The sequence below is a fragment of the Methylobacterium sp. E-012 genome, assembly GCF_057836545.1.
In genome coordinates, this window is record NZ_JBYQEY010000001.1 from 4,892,530 (window position 1) to 4,916,066 (window position 23,537).

The window sequence follows — 23,537 nt, forward strand, 5'->3', positions numbered from 1 at the left end:
GCAGCGCGGCCGGTGTCGATGCAGGGTTTCCAAACGGGCTGGATCCCGGACATTTTGAACCTGAAAGTCCGCGCCGCTCAAGCCTCGAGCGAGAAGGTCTCGTCGAAGGCGTATCCGGAGCCGCGGACGGTGCGGATCGGATCGGGCTGGCGCGGACCGTTCAGCGCCTTGCGCAGGCGCCCGACATGCACGTCCACGGTGCGCTCGTCGATATAGACGTCGTGGCCCCAGACCCCGTCGAGGAGCTGTTCCCGGGAGAAGACCCGCCCCGGGGCGAGCATCAGGAATTCGAGCAGCCGGAACTCGGTGGGGCCGAGATGCAGCTCCTCGCCGGCGCGGCGCACCCGGTGGCCGGTGCGGTCGAGTTCGAGATCCCCGGCGGCCAGCCGATCCGAGACATGGGCGGGCTTGGCCCGGCGCAGGAGGGCACGGATCCGGGCGAGCAACTCCGGGACCGAGAACGGCTTGACGATATAGTCGTCCGCGCCCGTGCCAAGGCCGCGGACCCGGTCCCCCTCCTCGCCCCGGGCGGTGAGCATGATCACCGGCAGACGCTCGGTCTCGCGCCGGGCGCGGATGCGGCGGCAGAGCTCGATCCCGGAGAGGCCCGGCAGCATCCAGTCGAGCAGGACCAGATCGGGCATGCGCTCGGCCAGGAGCAGTTCCGCATCGTCACCGCGGGCCGCCGTATCGACCAGAAAGCCCTCGGCCTCCAGGTTGTAGCGCAGCAGCGTGGTCAGTGCCTCCTCGTCCTCGACAATCAGGACTTGCATGCTCACGTTCGATGACCTGTTCTAAGGGCGAACCCACCGCGCGTTCCGGAGGCCCGGCCCGTCTCAACTGGAACCAGCCGTCGCCGCGGCGACCGCCCCGAAGATGGTGAGGCGCCGTGGGTTCGCTCCGGGACCTATTCGTGCTCGACCGTCGCGTAGTTCGACGCATCGTTCTTGGGCCGGTCGCCCGCCAGAGTCTCGCCGGTGGCGAGATAGTGGATGGTCTCGGCGATATTGGTGGTGTGGTCGCCGATGCGTTCGACGTTCTTGGCACAGAACAGCAGGTGGGTGCAGAACGAGATGTTGCGCGGATCCTCCATCATATAGGTCAGGAGCTCGCGAAACAGCGAATTGTACAGCGCATCGATCTCGCCGTCGCGCTCCCACACGTCATGGGCGGCCTCGATGTCGCGACTCGCGTAGGCATCCAGCACGTCCTTGAGCTGGCCCTCTGCGAGGTCGCTCATGTGGCGGACGCCCAGCACGATCTTCTGTGCCGGGGCCTGATCGGAGATCGCAACCACACGCTTCGCCACGTTCTTGGCGAGGTCGCCGATCCGCTCGAGATCGCCCGAGACGCGGATCGCCGAGATGGTCTCGCGCAGGTCGATCGCGAGCGGCTGGCGCCGGGCGATCAGCAGGACGGACCGCTCCTCGATGTCCCGCTGGAGGGCGTCGAGGCGCTTGTCGGCGAGGATCACCGCCTGGGCGAGCCCGTCGTCCCGCCGGACGAGGGCGTCGGTCGCCTCGGCGGTCATCTTCTCGGCCACGCCGCCCATCTCCGAGATCGAGCGGCGCAGGTTCTCCAGGTCGGTATCGTAGGACGAGACGATATGGCCGGGCATGGGGGAGATCCTTCGATGGGGGCCGCGACGTGCGATGCCTCGGGGACGTGCGATGCCTCGGGTCTGATGCAGATCTTACCCGGCCGCGGCGGCTATGCTCGCGCGCAGCGCCGCGGGGGTGCGGTTTCGGAGCCTGATCAGCCGAAACGGCCGGTGATGTAATCCTGCGTCCGCCGCTCGGTCGGGTTCATGAACAGCCTGTCGGTCGGCCCGACCTCGACGAGCTCGCCGAGATACATGAACGCGGTGAACTGCGAGATGCGCGCCGCCTGCTGCATGTTGTGGGTGACGATCGCGATGGTGAATTCGTCGCGCAGCTGCTCGATCAGTTCCTCGATGCGCCCCGTCGAGATCGGGTCCAGCGCCGAGGTCGGCTCGTCGAACAGGATGACGTCCGGGCGCTGGGCCACGGTGCGGGCGATGCATAGGCGCTGCTGCTGGCCGCCCGACAGGCCCATGCCGGACTGCTTGAGCTTGTCCTTGACCTCGTCCCAGAGCGCCGCCTTGCGCAGCGAGGTCTCGACCCGGTCGTCGAGATCCGATTTCCCCAGCTTCTCGTAGAGGCGGATGCCGAAGGCGACGTTGTCGTAGATCGACATCGGGAACGGCGTCGGCTTCTGGAAGACCATGCCGACCCGGGCGCGCAGATCATTGAGATCGATCTTGGGATCCAGGATGTTCATGCCGTCCAGAAGGATCTGTCCCTCGGCGCGCTGCTCCGGATAGAGGCTGTAGATCCGGTTGAAGGTCCGCAGCAGGGTCGACTTCCCGCAGCCCGAGGGGCCGATCAGGGCCGTCACCTGCCGGTCGTGGAAGTTCAGGTCGATGTTCTTCAGGCCGTGAAAATGGCCGTAGTAGAAGTTCAGCCCCTTCACGGCGATGCGCACGGGGGCGTTGGTGTCGGCCCCGGTCTTGGCGGAGGCCTGGAACTGGCGGTCGGTGGTGACGGACGCTGCGGCGGTGCTCATCGGGTTGATCCTTCGGGCTTGCGCTTCAGCGGGCACGCTGCGGCTTGATCACCACGCGGGCGATGACCGAGAGGGCGAGGATGGTCATGGTGATCAGGAGTGCCCCGGCCCAGGCGAGCTGCTGCCAGTTGGGATACGGCGAGAGCGCGAATTGGTAGATCATCACGGGCAGGTTCGGGATGCCGCCCATCAGGTCGGCATTGAACCAGCTGTTGTTGTTGAGGGCCGTGAACAGGAGCGGGGCGGTCTCGCCCGCGATGCGGGCCAGAGCCAGGATGATGCCGGTGACGATGCCGGCCGAGGCCGCCCGCCAGGTCACCTTCATGATCACCGTGGAGGGTGGCGCCCCCAGGGCCACGCCCGCTTCCCGCAGGGTGCCGGGGACCAGGCTGAGCATGTCCTCGGTGGTGCGCACGATCACGGGCGTGGCGATGATGGCGAGGGCGACGCCGCCGGCCCAGCCCGAATAGCTGCCCATCGGCCGCACCATCAGCGTGTAGATGAACAGGCCGATCAGGATCGAGGGGGCCGAGAGCAGGATGTCGTTGAGGAAGCGGATCACGAAGGACAGTTTCGAGGTCCGGCCGTATTCTGCCAGGAAGGTTCCGGCCATCACGCCGACCGGGGTCGCGATGACGATGCCGATGGTGGTGAGCACGAGGCTGCCGAGGACCGCGTTGGCGATGCCGCCGCCCTCGCTGCCGGGTCCCGGCGTCGGCTGGGTCAGCAGGGTCGACGTGAACCCGCGCACACCCTGGACGATCAGCATCAGCAGGATCGAACCCAGCACGATGACGCCGAGGAGCGTGGCGAGGGCGCAGAAGCCGCGGAGCACCGCGTCGGCCCGGCGCCGGCCGGGACGGACGCGGCTCTGCGCGAGCGGAGGCGCCGCAAGGGTGTTGGTCGCGTCCATGGGGCTCCTCAACCGACCCGCACGCGCCGCGTCAGGATGCGCGCGGCGACCAGAACGATGAAGGTGATGACGAAGAGAATGCAGCCGAGGGCCATCAGGGCGTTGAGCTGCATGCCGTCCGCCTCGTTGAACTCATTGGCGATCCGGGACGCGATGGTCGAGCCGGGATCGAAGATCGAGGCCGAGAGCCTGTTGGCGTTGCCGACCACGAAGGTGACCGCCATCGTCTCGCCGAGCGCACGGCCGAGGCCGAGCATGATCGCGCCGATGATCGACACCGAGGCGTGCCGGATCAGCACGAAGCGCACCACCTCCCAGGTGGTGCAACCGACCCCGTAGGCGCTCTCCCGCATGATCGTGGGGATCTGGTCGATCATGTCGCGGGCGATGGAGGCCACGAACGGCACGATCATGATCGCCAGGATGATGCCCGCCGTGAGCACGCCGACGCCTGACGGGATCCGAGCGTACAGCACGGTCCCGATGATCGGCAGGCCCTCGACGATGTTGGAAACCGGGATCTCGACGAACTGCGCGAAGAGCGGGGCGAAGATGAACAGGCCCCACATGCCGTAGATGATGCTCGGCACCGCGGCGAGGAGCTCGATCGTCATGGCGACGGGCTTGCGTGCCCAGTTCGGGCAGAGCTGCGTCAGGTAGATCGCGATGCCGAGGGAGATCGGGACGCCGATGGCGAGGGCCAGGAGCGCCGAGATCAGCGTCCCGGTGACGGCCACCAGCGCGCCGTACTGTTCGGTGCCGACGTTCCAGGCGCTCGAGGTCAGGAAACCGAGGCCGAACTGGTGGAAGGCGGGAAGGCCGCCGTAGATGATGGCGCTGAGGATGCCGGCGAGGACGATCAGCACCAGGAGCGCCGCCCCGTAGGCACTGGCCCGGAACAGGGTGTCGAGATTCTTGCTCGGCCCCTTCCGCGCGGCGGTCGCTCGGGTGCGGGCGAGGACAATCGTTTCAGTCAAGGCGGGCATCCGCGATTCTCTGCGAAGGGTGGCGTGGTAACGCGGTGCGATCCCAGAAGCGAGGGAGGAGGCCGAAACCTCCTCCCCGCCACGCTCACATGTTAAAGACGGGCTTCCCGTCCTTGTCCTTCACGTTTTTCCACTCGTCGTGGATCAGTGCCACGACGTTGTCGGGCAGAGGAACATAGTCGAGATCGGAGGCGAGCTTGTCGCCGTTCTTGTAGGCCCAGTCGAAGAACTTGAGCACCGCGGCGGCCTTGGTCGGATCAGCCGGATCCTTGTGGATCAGGATGAAGGTCGCGGCGGTGATCGGCCACGCGTCGTCGCCCGCCTGGTTGGTGAGCGAGATGCCGAAGCCCGGGGCCGACTTCCAGTCGGCGCTGGCGGCGGCGGCCTGGAACGCCTTGTCGTCCGGCTGCGGGAACTTGCCGGACTTGTTCTGCAGAAGGGCGTAGGCGAGCTTGTTCTGCTTGGCGTAGGCGGATTCGACGTAGCCGATCGAATTCGGCACCTGCTTCACGGTGGCGGTCACGCCCTCGTTGCCCTTGCCGCCCTGACCCACCGGCCAGGAGATCGTCGTGGCCGCACCGTAATCCTTCTTCCAGGATTCCGAGGCCTGGGCCAGATAGGTGGTGAAGATGTTGGTCGTGCCCGAGGCATCGGAGCGGTAGACCGGGGTGATGTTGGTCTCGGGCAGCTTCAGCCCGTCATTGAGCTTGGCGATCCGCGGATCGGTCCATTTGGAGATCTTGCCGGCGTAGATGTCGGCCAGGATCTCGCCGGTGAGCTTGAGCTTGCCGGGCTCGACGCCCGCGATGTTCACGACCGGAACGACGCCGCCCATCACCGTCGGGAACTGGACGAGACCGTCCTTGGCGAGCTGCTCGCCCTTCAGGGGTGCGTCGGTGGCGCCGAAATCGACCGTCTTGGCCTGGATCTGTTTGATCCCGCCGCCGGACCCGATCGACTGATAGTTCAGGCCCGATCCGGAATCCTTGCGGTAGGCCTCGGCCCACTTCGAATAGACCGGAAATGGAAATGTGGCGCCGGCACCGGTGATGTCGGCGGCGAGCGCAGCGGACGCCAGCTGAACCGTCGCGAGGCCGACGGCGAGCGCGTAAGCGAAGGGTCTCAATGGTATCTCCGTTGCCGTCGGGCGAGAGCCTGCGCTGCCCCGCCGGCATGCTCATGCCCGCGGCAGAGCCTTGCGGCCGTCTACGATGAGACTTAGCGCCGGCCGCCCGATGGGGCGCGGTTACGACAGGGAGATGACACCGGCATGACATCGCGCCGCAGTTCCGGCGGCACGGTTCATGGGTCTCGCGCGTTCCTCACCGGGAATGGCATCGGAAGGACGTTGCATTGGTGGCGGGCGAACGGGCCGATCCAGCGAGTGAGGCCGATCCGGGCTGGCTTGCCCTGCATGCCGAGCGCGAAGCCGTGGAGCGCGCCCTCACCCTCGCGCAGGCGCGCCAGAAGTTCAGCACCGATCCGGAGGCCGCCGCCGCGGCACGGCGCGACGAGGCGGACCTGCTGGTCAATCTCGACCGCGTGCTGACCTTGATTCGGGCCGCCGAGTATCGCCGGACGCCCGGGGCGCGCCGCTGGTAGCGTCGGGGCTGCGGAGTTCCGCTTCAGCTCGCCCGGCGCAGCTCCCGCTCCTTCTGGCGCAGGCGCAGCAGCAGCTCCACGTGGGTGTCGGTGATCGGTTGCGTATCGACGCTGCCCTCGTAGACCGTGCGCAGGGACAGGCCGAGCTGGCGCGTATCGATCGCCTGTTTGAGCGGCTGTCCCGCGCACGGGAGCGCATCGGGCTCGACGACTGACAGCTTCATGTTTTCCTCCCGCCCATCGACCGCCCAAACCCGCTGCGGCGCCGGGATTTGTTAAGTGTCAGCCGGAATGGTTAACGAACCGTTACTCTCAACCAACGGTTAAGCTTACCTGTCACGGCAGGCCTTGGTGCGAACCGCGGGCCCTCGACCGATGTCCGACCGCTTGCCCGCGCTTCGACGGCCGCCTCGCCGGACAAAGCTTCAACCGTCGGCGCCTTGGAGCAACCGCGCCGCGGCCGCGCGGGCCTCGTCGGTTATTGTGGCGCCGGCCAGCATCCGGGCGATCTCCTCCCGGCGCTCGGCGACGGGCAAGCTCTCCACACGGGTGGCGACGCGGCCGGCGCCCTTCACCGGCGCCTTGGCGATCAGGAAATGCGTGTCGGCGCGCGCGGCCACCTGCGGGGCGTGGGTGACGGCCACGACCTGCACGGTGGTCGCCAGCCGGGCGAGGCGCAGGCCGATGGCGTCGGCCACCGCACCCCCGACGCCGGTATCGATCTCATCGAAGATCAGTGTCGGGGCCGAGCCCTTGTCGGCCAGCACCACCTTGAGTGCCAGCATGAACCGCGACAACTCGCCCCCCGAGGCGACCTTCATCATCGGGCCCGGCTTGGTCCCGGGATTCGTCTGCGCCCAGAACTCGACGCGGTCTGTGCCGGCCGGATCGCGTGACTCCGGGTCGGTGGCAATCTCGGTGATGAAACGGGCACGCTCCAGCTTCAGGGGCGGCAGCTCGGCCTTCACGGCGGCATCGAGCTGCTTGGCCGCGCGGCGGCGGCCGGCGCTGAGCTTCTCGGCCGCCTCCGCGTAGCCGGTCTCCGCCTGGGCGAGCGCCTGTTCCAGGCCGGTCAGCGCCGCCTCGCCGGCATCGATCGCCGCCACGTCGCCGGCGTAGCGCTCGGCCAGGGCGGCGAGATCGTCGGCCGGGACGTCGTATTTACGGGCGGCGGCCCGCAGGGCGAACAGGCGTTCCTCCACCCGTTCCAGATCGCGGGGGTCGAACTCGGTCTCCGCCACCGCCGCGTCGAGCACGGCGCGGGCCTCGTCGAGGGCGACCAGCGCGGCGTCCAGGGTGTTGACGCAGGGATCCACGAGGGCCGGGAGCTGCGCGGCGCGGCGTTCGAGCTTGCGCAGGGCGGCCGAGATGTGGGGTACGCCCGAATGGGGGCCGCCCACGGCCTCGAGCGCCTCGTTGAGCTCGCGCGCCACCTTCTCCGATTGCTGCATGATGCTGCGGCGCTCGGCGAGCTGGGCTTCCTCCCCCGGAAGTGGCGCGAGCGCGGCCAGTTCCTCCACGGCGTGGCGCAGGAACTCGGCCTCCTTGCGGGCCGCCTCGATGCGCGCGCGGTGCTCGGCGAGCGCGGCGCGGGCCGAGCGCACCGCCCGGGAGGCCGTCGCCACCTTGGCGAGCGGGCCCTGAAGGCCCCCAAAGGCGTCGAGGATCGCCCGGTGCGTGGCCGGATCGGCCAACGCCCGATCGTCGTGCTGCCCGTGGATCTCCACGAGAGCCGCGCCGATCGCCCGCAGGACCTGGACGCCCACTGGCTGATCGTTGACGAAGGCGCGGGTGCGGCCGTCCGCCATCTGGGACCGCCGCAGGATTAGGTCGCCCTCGGTGTCGATCTCGGCCTCGGCGGCGATCCGGCGCGCCGGATGGCCGAGGGGCAGGTCGAACACCGCCGTGACCACGCCCTGCGCTTCCCCGTGCCGGACGAGGCGGCCGTCGCCGCGGCCGCCGAGTGCCAGGGCGAAGGCATCGAGCAGGATCGATTTGCCCGCGCCCGTCTCCCCGGTCAGGACGCTGAGGCCCGAGCGGAAATTGAGTTCGAGTCGATCGATCAGGACGATGTCGCGGATCGCGAGCTGCGCCAGCATGCGGCGAGACTGTTCCTCAGGGCGGGATCGCAGACATAAGCCCGACGGGGCGCCGATTCACCCCAAAAATGCGGCCGCCCGGTCGCCCGGTGCCCAAGAACGGCAAGGGCCCGGAGCGGAGGCTCCGGGCCCTGACATATCGAGAACGGCCCGATCGGGGGCCGGCCCCTCACTCGGCCGAGGCGGTCTTGCCCGTGACCGTGCGGTAGATCTTCGAGAGGAAGGACGACTTCTCCTCGCGGGGCTCCACGCCGTTCTGGGCCAGGAGCGCGTGCGCGTCCTTGTACCAGGGGCTTTCCGGGAAGTTGTGCCCGAGCACCGCGGCGGCGTTCTGCGCCTCCTGGGTGATGCCGAGCGCCCAGTAGGCCTCGGTCAGGCGCTCCAGCGCCTCCTCGGCATGGCGGGTGGTCTGATACTTGGAGACCACGTCGCGGAAGCGGTTGATCGCCGCCGGGAAGTTGCGCCGCTCCAGGTAGAAGCGTCCGACTTCCATCTCCTTGCCGGCGAGCTGGTCGCGGGTGATCTGGATCTTCGCCTTGGCGTCGGTGGCGTATTCGGAGGTCGGATACTTCTGGACCAGCTCCTGCAGGGAGGCGAGCGCCTTCTCGGAGCGCTCCTGGTCGCGGGTCACGTCCGGGATCTGCTTGTAGTTCGACATCGCCATCAAGTACTGCGCGTAGGCCGCGTCCTTGCTGGCCGGGTGCCGCTGCAGGTAGCGCTTCGAGGCGCTGATCGCGTCGTCGTACTTCTGGCCCTCGTAATTGGCGTAGGCCGTCATCAGCAGCGCCTTCCGGGACCATTCCGAATACTGGTACTGCTTGTCGAGGCTGTCGAACTTCTTGACCGCGCCCTCGTAGTCGCTGTCCTCGAGCTTGGCCAAGCCGTCGCTATAAAGCTTGTCGGCCGGGACGTCGGGAACGACCTCGGGCTTGTACTTCTCGGAGAAGAGGTTGGTTGGGTCGAAGTCGCAGCCGCCGAGGCCCAGGCCGAGGATGGCCACGAGGGGGGCCGCGAAGGCCGCCGCCCGGCGATGACGAATGGTGACAGGCATCTGGCGCTCTTTCCCGAACTGGCGCCATCCTGCGCCGTCATGCCATCGCGTGGGTGGACTCGACCCGTTCGGGTCTCGGCCGCCGTTCACGGACCGTTAAACCGTGCCGTTCGATTCGGGCACGAAAGCGGCAAGGCTGAGGCGGCGAGGATCCTTGGCCGGCTGTGTCCCGCAGGCCACAGAGACGGTTCAGAGATCGCCGGCGAAGGCGGCGATGCCGAGGCCGACGCCGAGTTCCGAGAGAACGGTCTCGCGCCGCGAGCCCTGCGCCTCCACGATGGCGTAGTTGGCCCGGTCGGAGAAGAGGGCGGAGAGCACGCCGACATTCATCCGGTGGCCGCCGCAATAGGAGCGGTAGGCCCCCTGGATCGGCAGACCGGCCAGAGCGAGGTCGCCGATCGCATCGAGGATCTTGTGCCGGACGAACTCGTCCGGGAAGCGCAGCCCCTCGGGGTTGACCACCGCGGTCTCGCCGACCGCCACGGTGTTCTCCAGCGAGGCGCCCAGGGCGAAGCCCGCCTTCCAGTAGCGCTCCACGTCCCGCATCATCCCGAAGGTGCGGGCGCCGGCGATCTCGCGGCGGTACACGGCGGGCGACAGGTCCATCGCCTTGCGCGAGCGGCCGATCACCGGGCTCTCGAAATCGATCTCGACGTCGAGGCGGAAGCCCCTGTCGATCGGCCGGAGTTCCGCGAAGGAGCGGCCGGTCTCGATGCGGATGTGGCGCAGGATCTTGAGCCAGCGCCGCGGCATGTCGCAGGTGGCGATCCCGACCCGGTCGATCGCCTGGATGAAGGGGAGTGCGGAACCGTCGAGGATCGGCATCTCGGGCCCGTCGATCTCGACCAGGGCGTTGTCGACGCCCAGACCGTAGAGGGCGGACATCAGATGCTCGACGGTGGCCACCGCGCCGGTGTCGACCTGTCCGAGGACGGTGCAGAGCTCGGTGGCGGAGACGAGGGCATGATGCGCCTTGATCAGGCGATCGTTGCCGTGGGTGGTACCGGTGCGGAGGAAGGCGACGCCATGATTGGCGGGGGCGGGGCGGAGCGTAATCTCGGCGGGGTTCCCGGAATGGACCCCGATGCCCGAGAGAGTCGCCGGCCCTTTGAGGGTCGTCTGTTTAAGCGTTCGCATTCCTTAGCCCCCGGCCGCGATCAGGGTCCGCCATTCCGACCGGGAATGGAGGAAACTGACTGATCCGTCCGCTGCTTGATGCCCCTGCCCACGCGATCAGGTTGTATCCCGATGCATGTCTCGTCGGTCTCGATGCTTCTATAGCTGCACCGCACAGGGCAGCCAAATCACGGATTCTTACGCTCTGTTACAGACACGCTTGCGGCCTCGTGGCCGTAAAGTGCTGTCCCGTCAGAGGTTTAAAGATTGGTTAATGCGTGGCTAACTCGCGGCCGTTCTGTGTCGCGGATGCACCACGCATCCCCTCACGACAGGGCACGCGGCACTTCAAGGGCCGGCAACGGCCAGCCATGCCGAACTTCAGGTTGAAATGCGGCGACGCGAAGAGCCGGCGGTCGCCCGCCGGTCCTCCGCGTCGCCAGAGCCTGCCGGACCTTCAGTTCGCCTGACGGCGGAGGAAGGCGGGAATCTCCAGCTGGTCGTCGTCCATCATCCGGGGCTGGGGTGCCACCCGGCCCTGCGGGTCGAGATGGCCCTGGGCCGGGCGGTACTGCGGCACCGCCGGAGCGACGGGCGCGCGCGGCGCCGGGGGCACGTGCGGCTGCGCCATCTGCGGCTGCGGCATGGCGGGCGCCGCATTCCTGGCCGCGGGCGCAGCGCCCTCGACCTCGTCACGGCGACCGCCGAAACCCACCGTCGCGAGCCGGCGCAGGAGCGAGGTCCGCTTCGATTCCGGGGCCGAGTCCTCGGCGGCGCGGTTCGCCATGATCTGGTTCTGGGCGATCGGCGGCAGCTCGTGGATCTGCGGCATCCGCGGGGCGCGGGCGAGCGGCGTGGCACCCGGGGCGGCCGGGCGCGGCGGCACGAACGGGCCGGCCTGGTACTGCGGGGCGGGTTCGGCCGGGAGCGGCGCGGGCGGCGGGACGAAGGCGGCCGCGGCCCGGGGCTGGACCTGGGCGAGCACCACGTCGTCGCGGGTCACGGGAGCGACGGGCTCGCGGGCGACGTGGGGCTCCGGCCGCATCTCGTGAGGCGGCTGCGGCGCGGGGGCCGGAGCGGGGCTCGGCGCCGGGGCGGCCGCCTCGGTGCGGATGCTCGGCACCGGCGAGGACGCGCGGGCGCGGGCCTCGGCCCGCAGGCGCTCGGCAACCTCGGCGATACGCTGCTCGGTCTCGGCGATGGCCGGGTTGTTCGGCGAGTTGGCCGAGATCAGCAGCGGCTCGATGCCGGTGGCGACCACCGAGACGCGGATGATGCCGTCCAGGCTCTCGTCGAAGGTGGCGCCCAGGATGATGTTGGCGTCCTGATCGACCTCCTCGCGGATGCGGGTGGCGGCCTCGTCGAGCTCGTACAGGGTCAGGTCCGAGCCGCCGGTGATCGAGATCAGCAGGCCGCGGGCGCCCTTCATGGAGACGTCGTCGAGAAGCGGGTTGGCGATGGCGGCTTCCGCGGCGCGGTTGGCGCGCTTCTCGCCCGAGGCCTCGCCGGTGCCCATCATGGCCTTGCCCATGCCGCGCATGATCGCCCGCACGTCGGCGAAGTCGAGGTTGATGAGACCCTCCTTCACCATCAGGTCGGTGATGCAGGCGACGCCGGAATAGAGCACCTGGTCGGCCATCGCGAAGGCGTCCGCGAAGGTCGTCTTCTCGTTGGCGACCCGGAACAGGTTCTGGTTCGGGATCACGATCAGGGTGTCGACTGCGGCCTGCAGCTCCTGGATGCCCGACTCGGCGGTGCGCATGCGGCGCACACCCTCGAACTGGAACGGCTTCGTGACGACGCCGACGGTCAGGATGCCCATGTCGCGGGCCGCGCGGGCGATGACCGGAGCCGCGCCGGTGCCGGTGCCGCCGCCCATGCCGGCGGTGATGAAGCACATGTGGGCGCCCGAGAGCTGGTCGCGGATCTCGTCGATCACCTCGTCGGCGGCCGCCGAGCCGACCTCCGGATGCGAGCCGGCGCCGAGGCCCTGGGTGACGCCCAGGCCCATCTGGATCACCCGCTCGGCCTTCGAGGAGGTGAGCGCCTGCGCGTCGGTGTTGGCCACGACGAATTCGCAGCCCAGGAGGCCCGATTCGATCATGTTGTTGACGGCGTTGCCGCCGGCGCCGCCGACGCCGAAGACCGTGATGCGGGGCTTGAGTTCCCGGATGTCCGGCGCCTGGAGGGTAATGGCCATGGTGTCGAGCCTCTCGCTTACTCTGCTTTCCGTGCGACGCCGAGGCGCCGGATTCTCTACGACCCGCCCGAGGGCGGACGCGAAACTAGAAGCTGTCCCGGAGCCAACGGCCGACCCGGTTCAGGTAGTTGTCGGTTCCGGTCGCCGCGAAGGCGCCATGCCCCCGCGGCTCGAAATGCTCGGCATGGGCCACCTGCGGGTAGACGAGCAGTCCGACCGCCGCCGAGAAGGCCGGACCCTTGGCGGCTTCTGGCAGGCCGCGGATCCCCAGGGGCCGGCCGATCCGGACCTGGCCCTGGAGCACGCGCCGGGCGACCTCCGGCAGGCCGACGAGCTGGCTGGCCCCCCCCGTGAGGACGACCCGCCGCCCGGCCTGGGCGGCGAAGCCCGCCTCGCGCAGGCGGTCGCGCACCAGCTCGACCACCTCCTCGACCCGCGGCTTGATGATCCGCACCAGCTGCGAGCGCGGGATGTGGGCCGGGGCGTCGCCCTCGTCCTCGCCGACGCCGTGGACCGCGATCATGTCCCGGTCGTCGGAGGGGGTGGAGAGGGCCGAGCCGTAGAGCGTCTTCAGCCGCTCGGCCGCCGCCATGCGGGTCGAGAGGCCGCGGGCGATGTCCATGGTGACATGGTGGCCGCCGACCGCGACGGCGTCCACGTGGACGAGGTGGCCGCCGGAGAACACGCCGACGCTCGTGGTGCCGCCGCCCATGTCGACGACGCAGACACCCATTTCGGCCTCGTCGTCGACCAGCGCCGAGAGGCCGGCCGCGTAGGGGGTGGCGATCACCGCCTCGACGCCGAGATGGCAATGCTCCACCGCCAGCATGACGTTGCGGGCCGCGGCCAGCTCGCTGGTGACGACGTGGAGATCGACGCTGAGCGCCTCGCCGATCATGCCCGACGGGTCGATCACCGCGCCCTGCCCGTCCAGCCCGTAGCCGGTGGGCAGGGCGTGGAGGACCGCGCGGCCCGGGCTGACCCCGTGGGCGCTCGCGGTCTCGAGGACCCGCTCGACGTCGCTGCCGGTGACGGTGCCGGACCGGACGTTGACCCGCGCCTGGAAATGCTGCGAGGCGAGCCGGCCCCCCGACATGTTGACGATGACCGACTGCACTTCGACCTTGGCCATCCGCTCGGCGGCGTGCACCGCCTGGCGGATCGCCCCCTCGGCGGCGGCGAGATCGACGATGGCGCCGCCCTTCAGCCCGAGCGAGCGCTGATGGCCGATGCCGATGATCCGCGCGAGGTGTGTGCGGCCGCGCAGCGTCGTCAGCGCCTCGGCCGGCTGCAGCTCGGCGATGAGGCAGACGACCTTGCTGGTGCCGATGTCGAGCACCGAGAGGGTGGTCGAGCGTCGGGCCGAGAGCGGCTTCAGGCGCGGCGTGAGGCCGTGTTGGCTGTGCATTGACGCTACCGGACGCGGAAGGCGGGACGGGCGGAGATCGCGTGGAAGGGCATCAGCTGGCCGCGCCCTTCTTCTTCGCCTTCTGGGCTTCCGCACGGGCGGCGGCGGCCTCCTCGGTCAGGCGCACCACGAGGCGATCCGGCATGCGCAGGTCGACCGCGATGATGTCCTTTTCCAGGAGCCCGGCCTCACGCTCGTACCGGACGAGGCGGGCGAGCGCCGCGGCCGGATCGTTCTCGGGCAGGCGCACGTCGACGCCGTCGAGCTTGAGGGTCCAGCGGCGGCCGGAGACGTAGGTGCCGGCCTTGATCCGATCCGCGAGCGGACCCGCCACGGCGATCAGGGCGAGGTATTCGGGAAGCCTGGCGTTGGCCTCGTCGCCGACCACCAGGGGCAGGCTGGCGTAGCGGTCATCGCGCATGGCGTCGATGACCGTGCCGTCGGCCGCGATCACGCTGATCTCGCCATTCTTCTGCCAGAGGGCGGCGGGCTCGCGCTCCACCTGGGTGATGGCGATCTCGTTCGGATAGATCTTGCGGACCGAGGCCTGGGCGATGAGCGGCACGCGCAGCAGCTTCTCGCGCACCGCGCCGACATCCAGGAAGGGCACGGAGGAGCGCCAGTCGATGCCGGCGGCGGCCAGCACCTCGCGCTCGTACATCCGGGAGATGCCCGAGATCGTGACGCGCTCGACGCCGAAGCCCGCGAGCCGCGCGGCGATGTCGAGGGGACGGCCCTGATCGGCCACGAAGGCATCGTAGCGGCCGCTCGCCACGAAACCGGCGAGCGCCACGGCGGCCAGGGTCATCGCAGCGCCGACCGTGCCGGCCCCGCGGGGCAGGCGCTCGCTCAGGCGCTGCCCGGACCGGGCCCGGCGGACCGAGAGCGACCGGGACGGAAGCCGGCCGAGGACCATCCCGGCGAGACGCGCGGGACGGCTCCGGCCGGCGGCGTCACCGCCGCTCAGCGATTCAGGGAAGCGTCCTCCACCATCCATCGGACGAGCTCACCGAAACTCAGGCCCGCATGGGCCGCCATATCCGGCACAAGGCTCGTCTGGGTCATGCCGGGTTGCGTGTTGACCTCCAGCACCACGAGCCGCCCGGTTCCACCCGGCGTGTCGTCGTAGCGAAGGTCGGCACGGCTGACGCCCCGGCAGCCCAGTGCTTGATGCGCCGTTAACGACAGTTCTTGGACACGCTGGTAAACATTTGGTTTAAGTTCGGCCGGGAGCACGTGGACCGAGCCCCCCGGGGCGTACTTCGCGTCGTAGTCGTACCAATCCCCCGTCGCGGCCTTCACCTCGATGACCCCCAGGGGCCGGTCGCCCATCACCCCGCAGGTGAGCTCACGGCCGGCTATGTAAGGCTCCGCAAGGACTTGCTCGCCGAACCGCCATTCCTCCGATGCCAGGATCTGGGGCGGGTGCGAGCGGCCGTCGCGCACGATGATCACACCGACGGAGGACCCCTCCGCGATCGGCTTCACCACGTAGGGTGGCGGCAGGGGGTGGTTTTTCGCGGCCTCGAAGCGGTTAACGATCCGGCCCTCCGGCACGTCGACCCCGGCGGCGCGCATCACGGTCTTGGCGCGCTCCTTGTTCATGGCGAGGGCCGAGGCGAGGACGCCGGAATGGCTGTAGGGGATCTTGAGGATCTCCAGCAGGCCCTGGATCGTGCCGTCCTCCCCGTCGGGGCCGTGGAGCGCGTTGAACGCCACGTCCGGCCGCAGCGTCGTGAGGACCGACGCGATATCGGGCCCGACATCGACCCGGGTGACCCGATAGCCCTCGCCTTCCAGCGCGTCCGCGCAGGCCTTGCCCGAACTGAGCGAGACCGCGCGCTCGGCGGAGGTGCCGCCCAGGAGGACGGCGACGTGCTTGGACATGGTAGGCTCCGGGGCGGGACTTGGGATGGGCGATCGGCTCATGCCGCGCCGACCAGGCTTCGAATCGTGGCGTAGACCTGCGCGGCCGTGTCGTCCGGCAGCGTCCCGACGCGCCGCAGGATCCGGGCGGGTTCGATGCAGGCGAGCTTGAGCGGGCGGACCACCGAGGCGACACCGAGCCCGGCGGACGCGGTATCGTCGATCCGGACATCGCCGGCGATGCGCGTGTTGCGGGCACTCGTGATCATCGCGATCCACACATAGCCGGCTTCGGCGACGGCCCCGCCCGACACGATTACGGCGGGCCGCCGCTTCTCCGCCAAGCGATCCGAATAGGGGAACGGCACGACCACGACGGCCCCGGCCGGCAGGTGCGGCGTCTCAGAGGTCGGCATAATCTTCATCGTCGATCGGGCCGGCCCATTCCGTGAAGGCGACGAACGGGTCCTCGCCGTCCAGTGGCGCCTTGTCGATCCGAATGCCGTCCGGCGTAATCCGGTAGCGCAGGCGGTCCCCCGGCCCGATCGCCAGGTGCTCACGGACTTCCACCGGCAGGACCGTCTGGCTCTTGACGGAGACCTTCGAATAGGCCGTCCGCGCGGATCGATCCGGCATGCCTGTCACCTCCGAGTTCGGCTTACATCTTACCGACTTACAGACGGCGACGGCAATCCGATCCGCCGGATCTCCCAGCGCAGTTCGACGCCGCTCGTCTCCCGCACCCGGCGCCGGACCTCCTCGCCCAGCCCTTCGATATCGGCCGCCGTGGCGCCGCCGGTGTTGATCAGGAAGTTGCAGTGCATCGGGCTGACCTGGGCGCCGCCCCGGGTCAGGCCGCGGCATCCGGCCGCGTCGATGAGCTGCCAAGCCTTGCCGCCCTCGGGGTTGGCGAAGGTCGAGCCGCCGGTGCGTTCGCGGATCGGCTGCGCCGCTTCGCGGGCGGCGGTGACCCGCTCCATTTCGGCCTCGATGGCGGCCCGGTCGCCGGGTCTGCCCCGGAACGACGCGCGGGTGAAGATCACGTCCTCTGGGGCCCCCGAATGCCGGTAGGAGAAACCCATCGCGGCGTGGCTGAAGGTGCACAGCTCGCCCCGGCGGTCGATGCCGCGCGCCTCGACCAGCACGTCCGTGGTCTCGCCGCCATGGGCGCCGGCATTCATCCGCAGCGCCCCGCCGATCGACCCCGGGATGCCGCGATAGAAGGCGAGCCCGTCGAGCCCGGCCTCGGCCGCCGCCTTGGCGAGGCGCATGTCCGGAACGGCGGTGCCGACCGCGAGGATGTCGCCGTCGATCGTGATTCCGCCGAAGGCCCTGCCGCCGAGGCGGATCACCACGCCGGGCACGCCGCCGTCGCGGACGATCAGGTTGGAGCCGAGGCCGATCACCGTGACAGGCACGTCCGGATCGAGGGCGGCGAGGAGCCGGGCGAGATCCTCCTCGTCGGCCGGGGTGAACAGCACCTCGGCCGGGCCGCCGACCCGGAACCAGGTCAGGTCGGCCAGAGGCTGGTCCGCGAGCAGGCGCCCGCGGAGGTCCGGCGCAGCGGCACGGATGCGATCGTGGAGGGATGCGGTCATGGGTGTTTCTCCCCTCACCCCGCCTGCGGGGAGAGGGCTCCGGCGACCTTGTCGTCGCTGGAGCGAGGCGGCAGCCGAGGGTGAGGGGGCGGTTCCGGGTGTATCTCGACCGGAGCCGCCCCCTCACCTTCGCCCTTCGGGCTCGCCGCGCCGACGACGAGGGCGTCGCGTCCCTCTCCCCGCGTGCGGCGAGAGGGGGGAAGCGCGGCCAGGATGGTGTCCAAATCGCTTACGATGGTGTCTACGACCTCGGTATTCCAAAATCGCAGAACACAGTAACCCTCCTCGGTCAGCCATGCATCACGCTCGCGATCGTGCGCGCTGCCGGCATGTTGGCCGCCATCGAGTTCGACGATCAGCCGTGCTTCCCGGCAGCTGAAGTCGGCGACGTAACGGCCGATCGCCTCCTGCCGCACGAACTTGAACCCAGCGCGGCGCCGGTCGCGCAGGCGATACCAGAGATGGCGTTCCACCTCCGTCTGCGATCCGCGCGGGCCCCGCCGGAAGCGGGTCCGTTCCGGATCGGCCGCGCGCATCCCCTCACCGCCCCCGCGCGGCGAGTTCGCCCGGCAGCGCGTAGGCCCACTGCGTGATGTTACCCGCGCCGAGGAACACCACGTAATCGCCGGGCTTGGCGAGATCCGCGACGATCCCCGCCAGCTCCTCCGGCCGCTCCAGGGCCCGGGCGTCGCGGTGGCCGCGGGAGCGCAGGCCGGCCACGAGGCTGTCGCGGTCGAAGCCCTCGATCGGCGGCTCGCCGGCGGCGTAGACCGGGGCGACGATCACCGTGTCGGCATCGTTGAAGCAGGTGCAGAAATCGTCGAACAGCGATTGCAGCCGGGTGTAGCGGTGGGGCTGCACGATGGCGATCACCCCGTGCTCGGTCGAGGCGCGGGCGGCCTTGAGCACTGCCTTGATCTCCACCGGATGGTGTCCGTAATCGTCGAAGATCGTCGCGCCGTTCCACTCGCCGGTGCGGGTGAAGCGCCGCTTCACGCCGCCGAACCCGGCCAGCGCGTTGCGGAGCGCCTCGGGCTTCACGCCGAGCTCGTGCGCCACCGCGAGCGCCGCCGTGGCGTTGAGCGCGTTGTGCTTGCCCGGCATCGGCAGGACCAGATCCTCCATCTCCATCCGGTAGCCGGGGCGGCGGTCGCGGATCATCACCCGGAACCGGCTCTGGCCGCCGCGCAGGTCCACGTCGATCAGGCGCACGTCGGCCTGCGGGTTCTCGCCGTAGGTGATGATCCGCCGGTCCTCGATGTGGCCGACGAGGTCCTGCACCACCGGATGGTCGATGCACATCACCGCGAAGCCGTAGAACGGGATGTTGTCGATGAAGCGCCGGAACGCGTCCTTGATGGCGTCGAACGAGCCGAAATGGTCGAGGTGCTCGGGGTCGATATTGGTGACGATCGCCACGTCGGCGGGCAGCTTCAGGAAGGTGCCGTCGGACTCGTCGGCCTCCACCACCATCCACTCGCCCGCGCCCATCCGGGCGTTGGTGCCGTAGGCGTTGATGATGCCGCCATTGATGACGGTCGGGTCGAGATTGCCGGCATCCAGCAGGGTCGCGACCAGGGACGTGGTCGTGGTCTTGCCGTGCGTGCCCGCGATGGCGACGCAGGACTTGAAGCGCATCAGCTCGGCCAGCATCTCGGCCCGGCGCACCACGGGGAGCCGGCGCTCCCGGGCGGCTTGCAACTCTGGATTGTCGCGCTGGATCGCCGTGGAGACGACGACGAGGGCGGCCTCCTCGACATTCGCGGCGTCGTGGCCGACGAAGGTGCGCATGCCCTTCTCGGCGAGGCGTCGGACATTGGCGTTGTCGGAGGCGTCCGACCCCTGCACCGTATAGCCGAGATTGTGCATCACCTCGGCGATGCCGGACATGCCGATGCCGCCGATGCCGATGAAGTGGATGGGGCCGAGCTTGTCGGGCAGCTTCATGGGTCGAACCGTCTGGTGGCGGGATCGCCGGTGCGAGAGCCCTTGAGGATCAGGTGCGGGCAGCCGTCTCGACGACGACCTCGGCCAGCCGCTCGGCGGCGTCGTGGATGCCCGCGCTTCTGGCGGCATCGGCCGCCGCGGTCAATTTTGCCGGCGTGGCGAAGCAGGCGGTGAGTTCCGCGGCGAGGCGATCCGGGGTGAAATCGGACTGCTTGATGGCCAGCGCGGCGCCGATGGCGTCGAGGGTCGCGGCATTGGCGGCCTGATCCTGGTCGAGGGCGCCGGGCAGCGGCACGAGGATCGCGGGCCGGCCGATCGCCGCCAGTTCCGAGACCGTCGAGGCGCCCGAGCGCGCCACCACGAGGTGGCTGGCGGCCATGCGGGCCGGCAAGTCCTTGAAGAACGGGGCCGCCTCGATCCCGGCGAGGCCCAGGGCGAGGTAGCGGTTCTGAACCGCCGTCAGGTCCTCGGGCCGGACCTGCTGAACGAGGTGCAGCCGGGCCCGCAGGGCCTCGGGCAGGCGCGCGATCGCCTCGGGAACGACCTCGCCCATGACCCGGGCACCCTGGCTTCCGCCGAACACCAGGAGCCGCAAGGTATCGTCCGCGCCAAAGGGCGGATACGGGACTTTGGCCGCCGCGATCACCGCGGGGCGGAGCGGGTTGCCGGTGTGGATGCGGGGCGCGCGCGCGCTGTCGGGCACGCCGCGCACGTCCTTGAAGCCGGTGGCGATGGTCCGGGCGCCCCGGGCCAGGAAAGCGTTGGCCCGGCCCATCACGGCGTTCTGCTCGTGCAGCACCGTGGGCACCCGCAGGATCTGGCCGGCCAGCACCGGCGGCACGGTCGGATAGCCGCCGAATCCGACGATGGCGGCCGGGTTGATCCGCCGGATCTCCCTGGCGGCCACGCCGAAACCGCGGCCGAGGGTCAGCACGGCGCCGGCGCGCTGCACCAGCGAGCGCCCCGAGGGCGTCGCCGAGGCGATCGTGATCACTTCGGAGGCGGGGAATTCGCCCGAGATCGCGTCGACCCGCGCGTCGGTGGCGAGCGCCACCCGGATCCCGCGGGCGCGCAGGGCATGGGCGAGGCTCTCGGCCGGGAACAGGTGGCCGCCGGTGCCCCCCGCGCAGAGCAGGATCGTGGGGGTGAAGACGGTCACCGCATCACCCCGGCGACGGTGGCCGGCGCGGTGCCGGGGGGCTTCTGGCTGAGCATCACGGTCCGGGGACGCTTGCGGGTCAGGGCAACGAGGAAGCCGGTGCCGAGCGCCAGCGAGATCAGCGACGAGCCGCCGTAGGAGACGAACGGCAGCGTCATGCCCTTGGCGGGCATCAGCTGGGTGTTCACCGCCATGTTGATGCAGGCCTGGAGGCCGAACAAGGTGGTCAGTCCGGTGATCGCCAGCCGCGAGAAGGTATCGTCGGTGCGCCGGGCGAGCTTGAGGCCGCGCAGCACGATGAAGGCGAACAGGGCCACGAGGCACAGGCAGACGATCACGCCGAACTCCTCGCCGGTGACCGAGAAGATGAAGTCGGTATGGGCGTCCGGCAGGTGGCGCTTGGCCACCCCCTCCCCCGGGCCGGTGCCGAACCAGCCGCCGGAGCGGAACGATTCCCGCGACCAGAAATCCTGGAAGCCGCCGCCCGAATCCCGGTCGAGGAACTTGTTGAAGCGCTCGCGCACGTGGTGGAAGAACAGGTAAGCCGCAAAGACGCCCCCGAGCCCGAGCACCCCGAGCACCGCGACCCAGATCAGGTGCAGGCCGGCCACGAAGAACAGCGCGCACCACACCATGGTAATCAGCATGGTCTGGCCGAAATCGGGCTGGAGCAGCAGCGGCACGATGGTGATCGGCAGGAGCAGCAGTGCCAGGATGCCGCCCGGCATGTCGCGGCGCTGCGCGCCCTCGGAGAAGGCCCAGGCGGCCACAACAACGAAGGCCGGCTTCACGAATTCCGAGGGCTGCAGGCCGAAGGGGCCGAACTGGATCCAGCGGTGTGCACCCTTGATCTCGGGACCGAACTTGCCGGCCAGCAGGCAGAGGGCGACGCCGCAGATCCAGGTCATCAGCGCCAGACGCCGGATGCCGCGCAGGGATAGGAACGAGACCAGGCAGATCAGCAGAATGGTCGGGGCGAGATACATCGCCTGACGATTCAGGAAATAGAAGGTCGGCAGGCCGATCCGCTCGGCCACCGGCGGCCCGCCGCCCATCAGGAAGACGAGACCCGCCACCATCAGGGCGAACAGGGCCGCGAGCAGCCCGCGGTCGACCGTCCACCACCAGTCGGTCAGGGGGGTCCGTTCGGCGCGTGAGATCATGCCGGGCAACGACTCCAGGCCGCGCGGAAGCCGGTCCGCACGGGTCCGGGGGATCCTGTGCGCGAATGGTAAACGGAGACTTATGCCAGGCCCCGTCGTCCGCCCGTTCGCCGCCGGACGGTGGCCGATGAGTTGCCGGGCCGGGGTCCCGTCTGCACCCGCTCGACCGGCGATCCCGGGACGGTGTTCGCCTCACGAAACCGGTATTCCCTCCGTTCTATATTGACCAGAAGTCACTCTATTTTAAATCTCTCAGTGCAACTTTCGCGTGTAATTCGCGGATCGGCGTGCAGCCTGCCCTGACGGCCGCACGGCGACGGTCGGTCCGCCCAGCGGAAGCACGCGCGCCATGTTCTCCAGCCTGAACGTCCGTGAAGCCCATGCCAAGCTGGCGGCCCTCGACCGGGTCCAGGGCGTGATCGAGTTCGACCTCCAGGGCAGGATCCTCGCGGCGAACGGCAACTTCCTGGATGTGGTCGGCTACACGCTTCCGGAGGTCGTCGGCCAGCACCACAGCCTGTTCATGGCCCAGGCCGAGCGGGATTCGCCGGAATACCGCGCCTTCTGGGATCGCCTGCGGTCCGGCACCTTCGAATCCGGGCAGTTCCAGCGGGTCGGCCGGGGCGGTCGCCCGATCTGGATCCAGGCCTCCTACAATCCGATGCTCGACGCCCGGGGCCGGCCCTACAAGGTGGTGAAGTTCGCCACCGACATCACCCAGCAGCGGACCGAGGAGGCCGATCGGGCCGGGCAGATCGCGGCGATCCACAAGGTGCAGGCGGTGATCACCTTCGACCTCGACGGCACCGTGATCGAGGCGAACGACAACTTCCTGGCCGCGATGGGCTACGGCCGCGCCGAGGTGATCGGCCAGCATCACAGCCTGTTCGTCGAGCCGGCCTATCGCGACGGCGAGGCCTATCGGGCGTTCTGGGCGTCGCTGCGGAACGGCACCTATCAGGCCGCCCAGTTCCGGCGCCTCGGCAAGGGCGGCCGCGAGGTCTGGATCCAGGCCTCCTACAACCCGATCCTTGACGCCGCCGGTCGGCCCTACAAGGTGGTGAAGTTCGCCACCGACATCACCGAGCAGGTCCGCCTGCTGGCCGATCTGCGGACGCTCATCGACCGCAACTTCGGCGAGATCGAGCACGCGGTGGCGCACTCGACCAAGGCGGCCACCCTGGCCTCCGCGGCCGCGGATTCGACCGCCGACAACGTGCAGACCGTCGCGGCCGCCGCCGAGGAGCTGGCCGCCTCCGTCGCGGAGATGTCGCAGAGCATCGTCCGCTCACAGGGCGCCACCGACACGGCCTATGCCTGCGTCCAGGACGCCGACGGCCACACCAAGCGGCTGGCCGACACCGCCACCGCGATGACCGGCATCGTCGGCCTGATCCAGAACATCGCGGGTCAGATCAATCTGCTGGCGCTCAACGCCACGATCGAGGCGGCCCGTGCGGGCGAGGCCGGCCGCGGCTTCGCGGTGGTCGCTGCCGAGGTGAAGGCCCTGGCCGACCAGGCGGCCCGCGCCACCGGCCAGATCAACGGCGAGATCGCCAGCGTGCAACGGGTCTCGCAGGAGGTGGTGACGGCGCTCAGCTCGATCGGGGCCTCGGTCTCGGTGATGCGCGAGACGGTGGTGGCCACCGCGGCGGCGATCGAGGAGCAGAGCGCGGTGACCCGCGACCTCGCCGAGAGCATGCAGAGCGCCTCGGGGGCGGTCTCCGCCATCACCGGCAACATCGGAGCGATCGTGACGTCGGTCTCCGACGTCTCTCAGGCGGTCGGGACCACCCGCGAGGCCGCCAAGGTCCTGGCGCGCTGACGGCTCGGATGCCCGTCT

23 protein-coding genes are annotated in these 23,537 nt (G+C 69.6%); 2 read left to right on the forward strand and 21 right to left on the reverse strand.

Annotated elements, in window-relative coordinates; all coding sequences use genetic code 11:
- Positions 1 to 77 precede the first annotated feature (77 nt).
- From phoB to pstS, 6 genes are all read right to left on the reverse strand, one after another.
- Positions 78 to 773: a phosphate regulon transcriptional regulator PhoB gene (gene phoB, locus AC3IF1_RS23335; protein WP_243973576.1), complete on the reverse strand. Its 696-nt coding sequence runs from the start codon at positions 771 to 773 to the stop codon at positions 78 to 80.
- A gap of 134 nt (positions 774 to 907) precedes the next feature.
- Positions 908 to 1,618, reverse strand: a complete 711-nt coding sequence (phoU, locus tag AC3IF1_RS23340) for a phosphate signaling complex protein PhoU (RefSeq protein WP_243973575.1) — start codon at positions 1,616 to 1,618, stop codon at positions 908 to 910.
- A gap of 137 nt (positions 1,619 to 1,755) precedes the next feature.
- Entirely contained in the window at positions 1,756 to 2,586 is an 831-nt protein-coding gene (pstB, locus tag AC3IF1_RS23345; RefSeq protein WP_243973574.1) for a phosphate ABC transporter ATP-binding protein PstB, read from the reverse strand.
- Between the two features lie 25 nt (positions 2,587 to 2,611).
- The gene (pstA, locus tag AC3IF1_RS23350) at positions 2,612 to 3,499 is read right to left on the reverse strand and encodes a phosphate ABC transporter permease PstA (RefSeq protein ID WP_243973573.1); all 888 of its coding nucleotides are present in this window, start codon (positions 3,497 to 3,499) and stop codon (positions 2,612 to 2,614) included.
- Between the two features lie 8 nt (positions 3,500 to 3,507).
- Positions 3,508 to 4,485, reverse strand: coding sequence for a phosphate ABC transporter permease subunit PstC (gene pstC, locus AC3IF1_RS23355; protein ID WP_489219540.1), 978 nt, complete (start codon positions 4,483 to 4,485; stop codon positions 3,508 to 3,510).
- Positions 4,486 to 4,570: 85 nt separating this feature from the next.
- On the reverse strand, positions 4,571 to 5,611 hold the full coding sequence (gene pstS, locus AC3IF1_RS23360) for a phosphate ABC transporter substrate-binding protein PstS (protein WP_489219541.1): 1,041 nt from the start codon (positions 5,609 to 5,611) through the stop codon (positions 4,571 to 4,573).
- A gap of 230 nt (positions 5,612 to 5,841) precedes the next feature.
- Here pstS and AC3IF1_RS23365 point away from each other — a divergent pair, with 230 nt between their 5' ends.
- Positions 5,842 to 6,087 carry a hypothetical protein gene (locus AC3IF1_RS23365; RefSeq protein ID WP_489219542.1) on the forward strand — a complete coding sequence of 82 codons (246 nt, stop codon included), beginning with the start codon at positions 5,842 to 5,844 and terminating at the stop codon, positions 6,085 to 6,087.
- Between the two features lie 23 nt (positions 6,088 to 6,110).
- Here the strand turns inward: AC3IF1_RS23365 and AC3IF1_RS23370 are convergent, their stop codons facing one another.
- The 15 genes from AC3IF1_RS23370 to AC3IF1_RS23440 all read right to left on the reverse strand — a co-directional run bounded on the left by AC3IF1_RS23370 (position 6,111) and on the right by AC3IF1_RS23440 (position 21,694).
- A complete protein-coding gene (locus tag AC3IF1_RS23370) occupies positions 6,111 to 6,311 on the reverse strand; it encodes a hypothetical protein (RefSeq protein ID WP_243973569.1) in 201 nt (66 codons plus the stop codon).
- A 201-nt stretch (positions 6,312 to 6,512) separates the two neighbouring features.
- Positions 6,513 to 8,186 (reverse strand): DNA repair protein RecN, encoded by a 1,674-nt coding sequence (gene recN / locus AC3IF1_RS23375; protein ID WP_489219543.1) that lies wholly within the window; start codon positions 8,184 to 8,186, stop codon positions 6,513 to 6,515.
- Positions 8,187 to 8,355: 169 nt separating this feature from the next.
- Positions 8,356 to 9,237, reverse strand: a complete 882-nt coding sequence (locus AC3IF1_RS23380) for an outer membrane protein assembly factor BamD (protein WP_243973567.1) — start codon at positions 9,235 to 9,237, stop codon at positions 8,356 to 8,358.
- 189 nt (positions 9,238 to 9,426) lie between these two features.
- Entirely contained in the window at positions 9,427 to 10,374 is a 948-nt protein-coding gene (gene lpxC / locus AC3IF1_RS23385) for a UDP-3-O-acyl-N-acetylglucosamine deacetylase (RefSeq protein WP_243973566.1), read from the reverse strand.
- 436 nt (positions 10,375 to 10,810) lie between these two features.
- Positions 10,811 to 12,553: a cell division protein FtsZ gene (gene ftsZ, locus AC3IF1_RS23390; protein WP_489219544.1), complete on the reverse strand. Its 1,743-nt coding sequence runs from the start codon at positions 12,551 to 12,553 to the stop codon at positions 10,811 to 10,813.
- Positions 12,554 to 12,638: 85 nt separating this feature from the next.
- Positions 12,639 to 13,961, reverse strand: a complete 1,323-nt coding sequence (ftsA, locus tag AC3IF1_RS23395; protein WP_243973564.1) for a cell division protein FtsA — start codon at positions 13,959 to 13,961, stop codon at positions 12,639 to 12,641.
- A gap of 52 nt (positions 13,962 to 14,013) precedes the next feature.
- Positions 14,014 to 14,958 carry a cell division protein FtsQ/DivIB gene (locus AC3IF1_RS23400; protein WP_489219545.1) on the reverse strand — a complete coding sequence of 315 codons (945 nt, stop codon included), beginning with the start codon at positions 14,956 to 14,958 and terminating at the stop codon, positions 14,014 to 14,016.
- Entirely contained in the window at positions 14,925 to 15,848 is a 924-nt protein-coding gene (locus AC3IF1_RS23405; RefSeq protein ID WP_489219546.1) for a D-alanine--D-alanine ligase, read from the reverse strand. The genes AC3IF1_RS23400 and AC3IF1_RS23405 overlap by 34 nt, the downstream gene beginning before the upstream one ends.
- A 38-nt stretch (positions 15,849 to 15,886) precedes the next feature.
- On the reverse strand, positions 15,887 to 16,243 hold the full coding sequence (locus AC3IF1_RS23410) for a type II toxin-antitoxin system PemK/MazF family toxin (protein WP_243973561.1): 357 nt from the start codon (positions 16,241 to 16,243) through the stop codon (positions 15,887 to 15,889).
- Positions 16,230 to 16,463 carry an AbrB/MazE/SpoVT family DNA-binding domain-containing protein gene (locus AC3IF1_RS23415; protein WP_243973560.1) on the reverse strand — a complete coding sequence of 78 codons (234 nt, stop codon included), beginning with the start codon at positions 16,461 to 16,463 and terminating at the stop codon, positions 16,230 to 16,232. Before AC3IF1_RS23415 ends, AC3IF1_RS23410 begins: the two co-directional genes overlap by 14 nt.
- A gap of 29 nt (positions 16,464 to 16,492) precedes the next feature.
- On the reverse strand, positions 16,493 to 17,425 hold the full coding sequence (gene murB / locus AC3IF1_RS23420; RefSeq protein ID WP_489219547.1) for a UDP-N-acetylmuramate dehydrogenase: 933 nt from the start codon (positions 17,423 to 17,425) through the stop codon (positions 16,493 to 16,495).
- A 14-nt stretch (positions 17,426 to 17,439) separates the two neighbouring features.
- The gene (locus tag AC3IF1_RS23425; RefSeq protein ID WP_489219548.1) at positions 17,440 to 17,961 is read right to left on the reverse strand and encodes an endonuclease domain-containing protein; all 522 of its coding nucleotides are present in this window, start codon (positions 17,959 to 17,961) and stop codon (positions 17,440 to 17,442) included.
- A gap of 4 nt (positions 17,962 to 17,965) precedes the next feature.
- Positions 17,966 to 19,372 carry a UDP-N-acetylmuramate--L-alanine ligase gene (gene murC / locus AC3IF1_RS23430; RefSeq protein ID WP_243973557.1) on the reverse strand — a complete coding sequence of 469 codons (1,407 nt, stop codon included), beginning with the start codon at positions 19,370 to 19,372 and terminating at the stop codon, positions 17,966 to 17,968.
- A gap of 49 nt (positions 19,373 to 19,421) precedes the next feature.
- On the reverse strand, positions 19,422 to 20,531 hold the full coding sequence (murG, locus tag AC3IF1_RS23435; RefSeq protein ID WP_243973556.1) for an undecaprenyldiphospho-muramoylpentapeptide beta-N-acetylglucosaminyltransferase: 1,110 nt from the start codon (positions 20,529 to 20,531) through the stop codon (positions 19,422 to 19,424).
- Positions 20,528 to 21,694 (reverse strand): FtsW/RodA/SpoVE family cell cycle protein, encoded by a 1,167-nt coding sequence (locus AC3IF1_RS23440; protein WP_243973555.1) that lies wholly within the window; start codon positions 21,692 to 21,694, stop codon positions 20,528 to 20,530. Before AC3IF1_RS23440 ends, murG begins: the two co-directional genes overlap by 4 nt.
- Positions 21,695 to 22,043: 349 nt before the next feature.
- Here AC3IF1_RS23440 and AC3IF1_RS23445 point away from each other — a divergent pair, with 349 nt between their 5' ends.
- Positions 22,044 to 23,519 carry a methyl-accepting chemotaxis protein gene (locus AC3IF1_RS23445; protein ID WP_243973554.1) on the forward strand — a complete coding sequence of 492 codons (1,476 nt, stop codon included), beginning with the start codon at positions 22,044 to 22,046 and terminating at the stop codon, positions 23,517 to 23,519.
- Positions 23,520 to 23,537: the final 18 nt, after the last annotated feature.

Coding starts and splice junctions, on each gene's coding strand:
- phoB (WP_243973576.1), bottom strand. CDS start 773: ATGCAAGTCCTGATTGTCGAGGACGAGGAGGCACTGACCACGCTGCTG.
- phoU (WP_243973575.1), bottom strand. CDS start 1,618: ATGCCCGGCCATATCGTCTCGTCCTACGATACCGACCTGGAGAACCTG.
- pstB (WP_243973574.1), bottom strand. CDS start 2,586: ATGAGCACCGCCGCAGCGTCCGTCACCACCGACCGCCAGTTCCAGGCC.
- pstA (WP_243973573.1), bottom strand. CDS start 3,499: ATGGACGCGACCAACACCCTTGCGGCGCCTCCGCTCGCGCAGAGCCGC.
- pstC (WP_489219540.1), bottom strand. CDS start 4,485: ATGCCCGCCTTGACTGAAACGATTGTCCTCGCCCGCACCCGAGCGACC.
- AC3IF1_RS23370 (WP_243973569.1), bottom strand. CDS start 6,311: ATGAAGCTGTCAGTCGTCGAGCCCGATGCGCTCCCGTGCGCGGGACAG.
- recN (WP_489219543.1), bottom strand. CDS start 8,186: ATGCTGGCGCAGCTCGCGATCCGCGACATCGTCCTGATCGATCGACTC.
- AC3IF1_RS23380 (WP_243973567.1), bottom strand. CDS start 9,237: ATGCCTGTCACCATTCGTCATCGCCGGGCGGCGGCCTTCGCGGCCCCC.
- lpxC (WP_243973566.1), bottom strand. CDS start 10,374: ATGCGAACGCTTAAACAGACGACCCTCAAAGGGCCGGCGACTCTCTCG.
- ftsZ (WP_489219544.1), bottom strand. CDS start 12,553: ATGGCCATTACCCTCCAGGCGCCGGACATCCGGGAACTCAAGCCCCGC.
- ftsA (WP_243973564.1), bottom strand. CDS start 13,961: ATGCACAGCCAACACGGCCTCACGCCGCGCCTGAAGCCGCTCTCGGCC.
- AC3IF1_RS23400 (WP_489219545.1), bottom strand. CDS start 14,958: ATGGATGGTGGAGGACGCTTCCCTGAATCGCTGAGCGGCGGTGACGCC.
- AC3IF1_RS23405 (WP_489219546.1), bottom strand. CDS start 15,848: ATGTCCAAGCACGTCGCCGTCCTCCTGGGCGGCACCTCCGCCGAGCGC.
- AC3IF1_RS23410 (WP_243973561.1), bottom strand. CDS start 16,243: ATGCCGACCTCTGAGACGCCGCACCTGCCGGCCGGGGCCGTCGTGGTC.
- AC3IF1_RS23415 (WP_243973560.1), bottom strand. CDS start 16,463: ATGCCGGATCGATCCGCGCGGACGGCCTATTCGAAGGTCTCCGTCAAG.
- murB (WP_489219547.1), bottom strand. CDS start 17,425: ATGACCGCATCCCTCCACGATCGCATCCGTGCCGCTGCGCCGGACCTC.
- AC3IF1_RS23425 (WP_489219548.1), bottom strand. CDS start 17,961: ATGCGCGCGGCCGATCCGGAACGGACCCGCTTCCGGCGGGGCCCGCGC.
- murC (WP_243973557.1), bottom strand. CDS start 19,372: ATGAAGCTGCCCGACAAGCTCGGCCCCATCCACTTCATCGGCATCGGC.
- AC3IF1_RS23440 (WP_243973555.1), bottom strand. CDS start 21,694: ATGATCTCACGCGCCGAACGGACCCCCCTGACCGACTGGTGGTGGACG.
- AC3IF1_RS23445 (WP_243973554.1), top strand. CDS start 22,044: ATGTTCTCCAGCCTGAACGTCCGTGAAGCCCATGCCAAGCTGGCGGCC.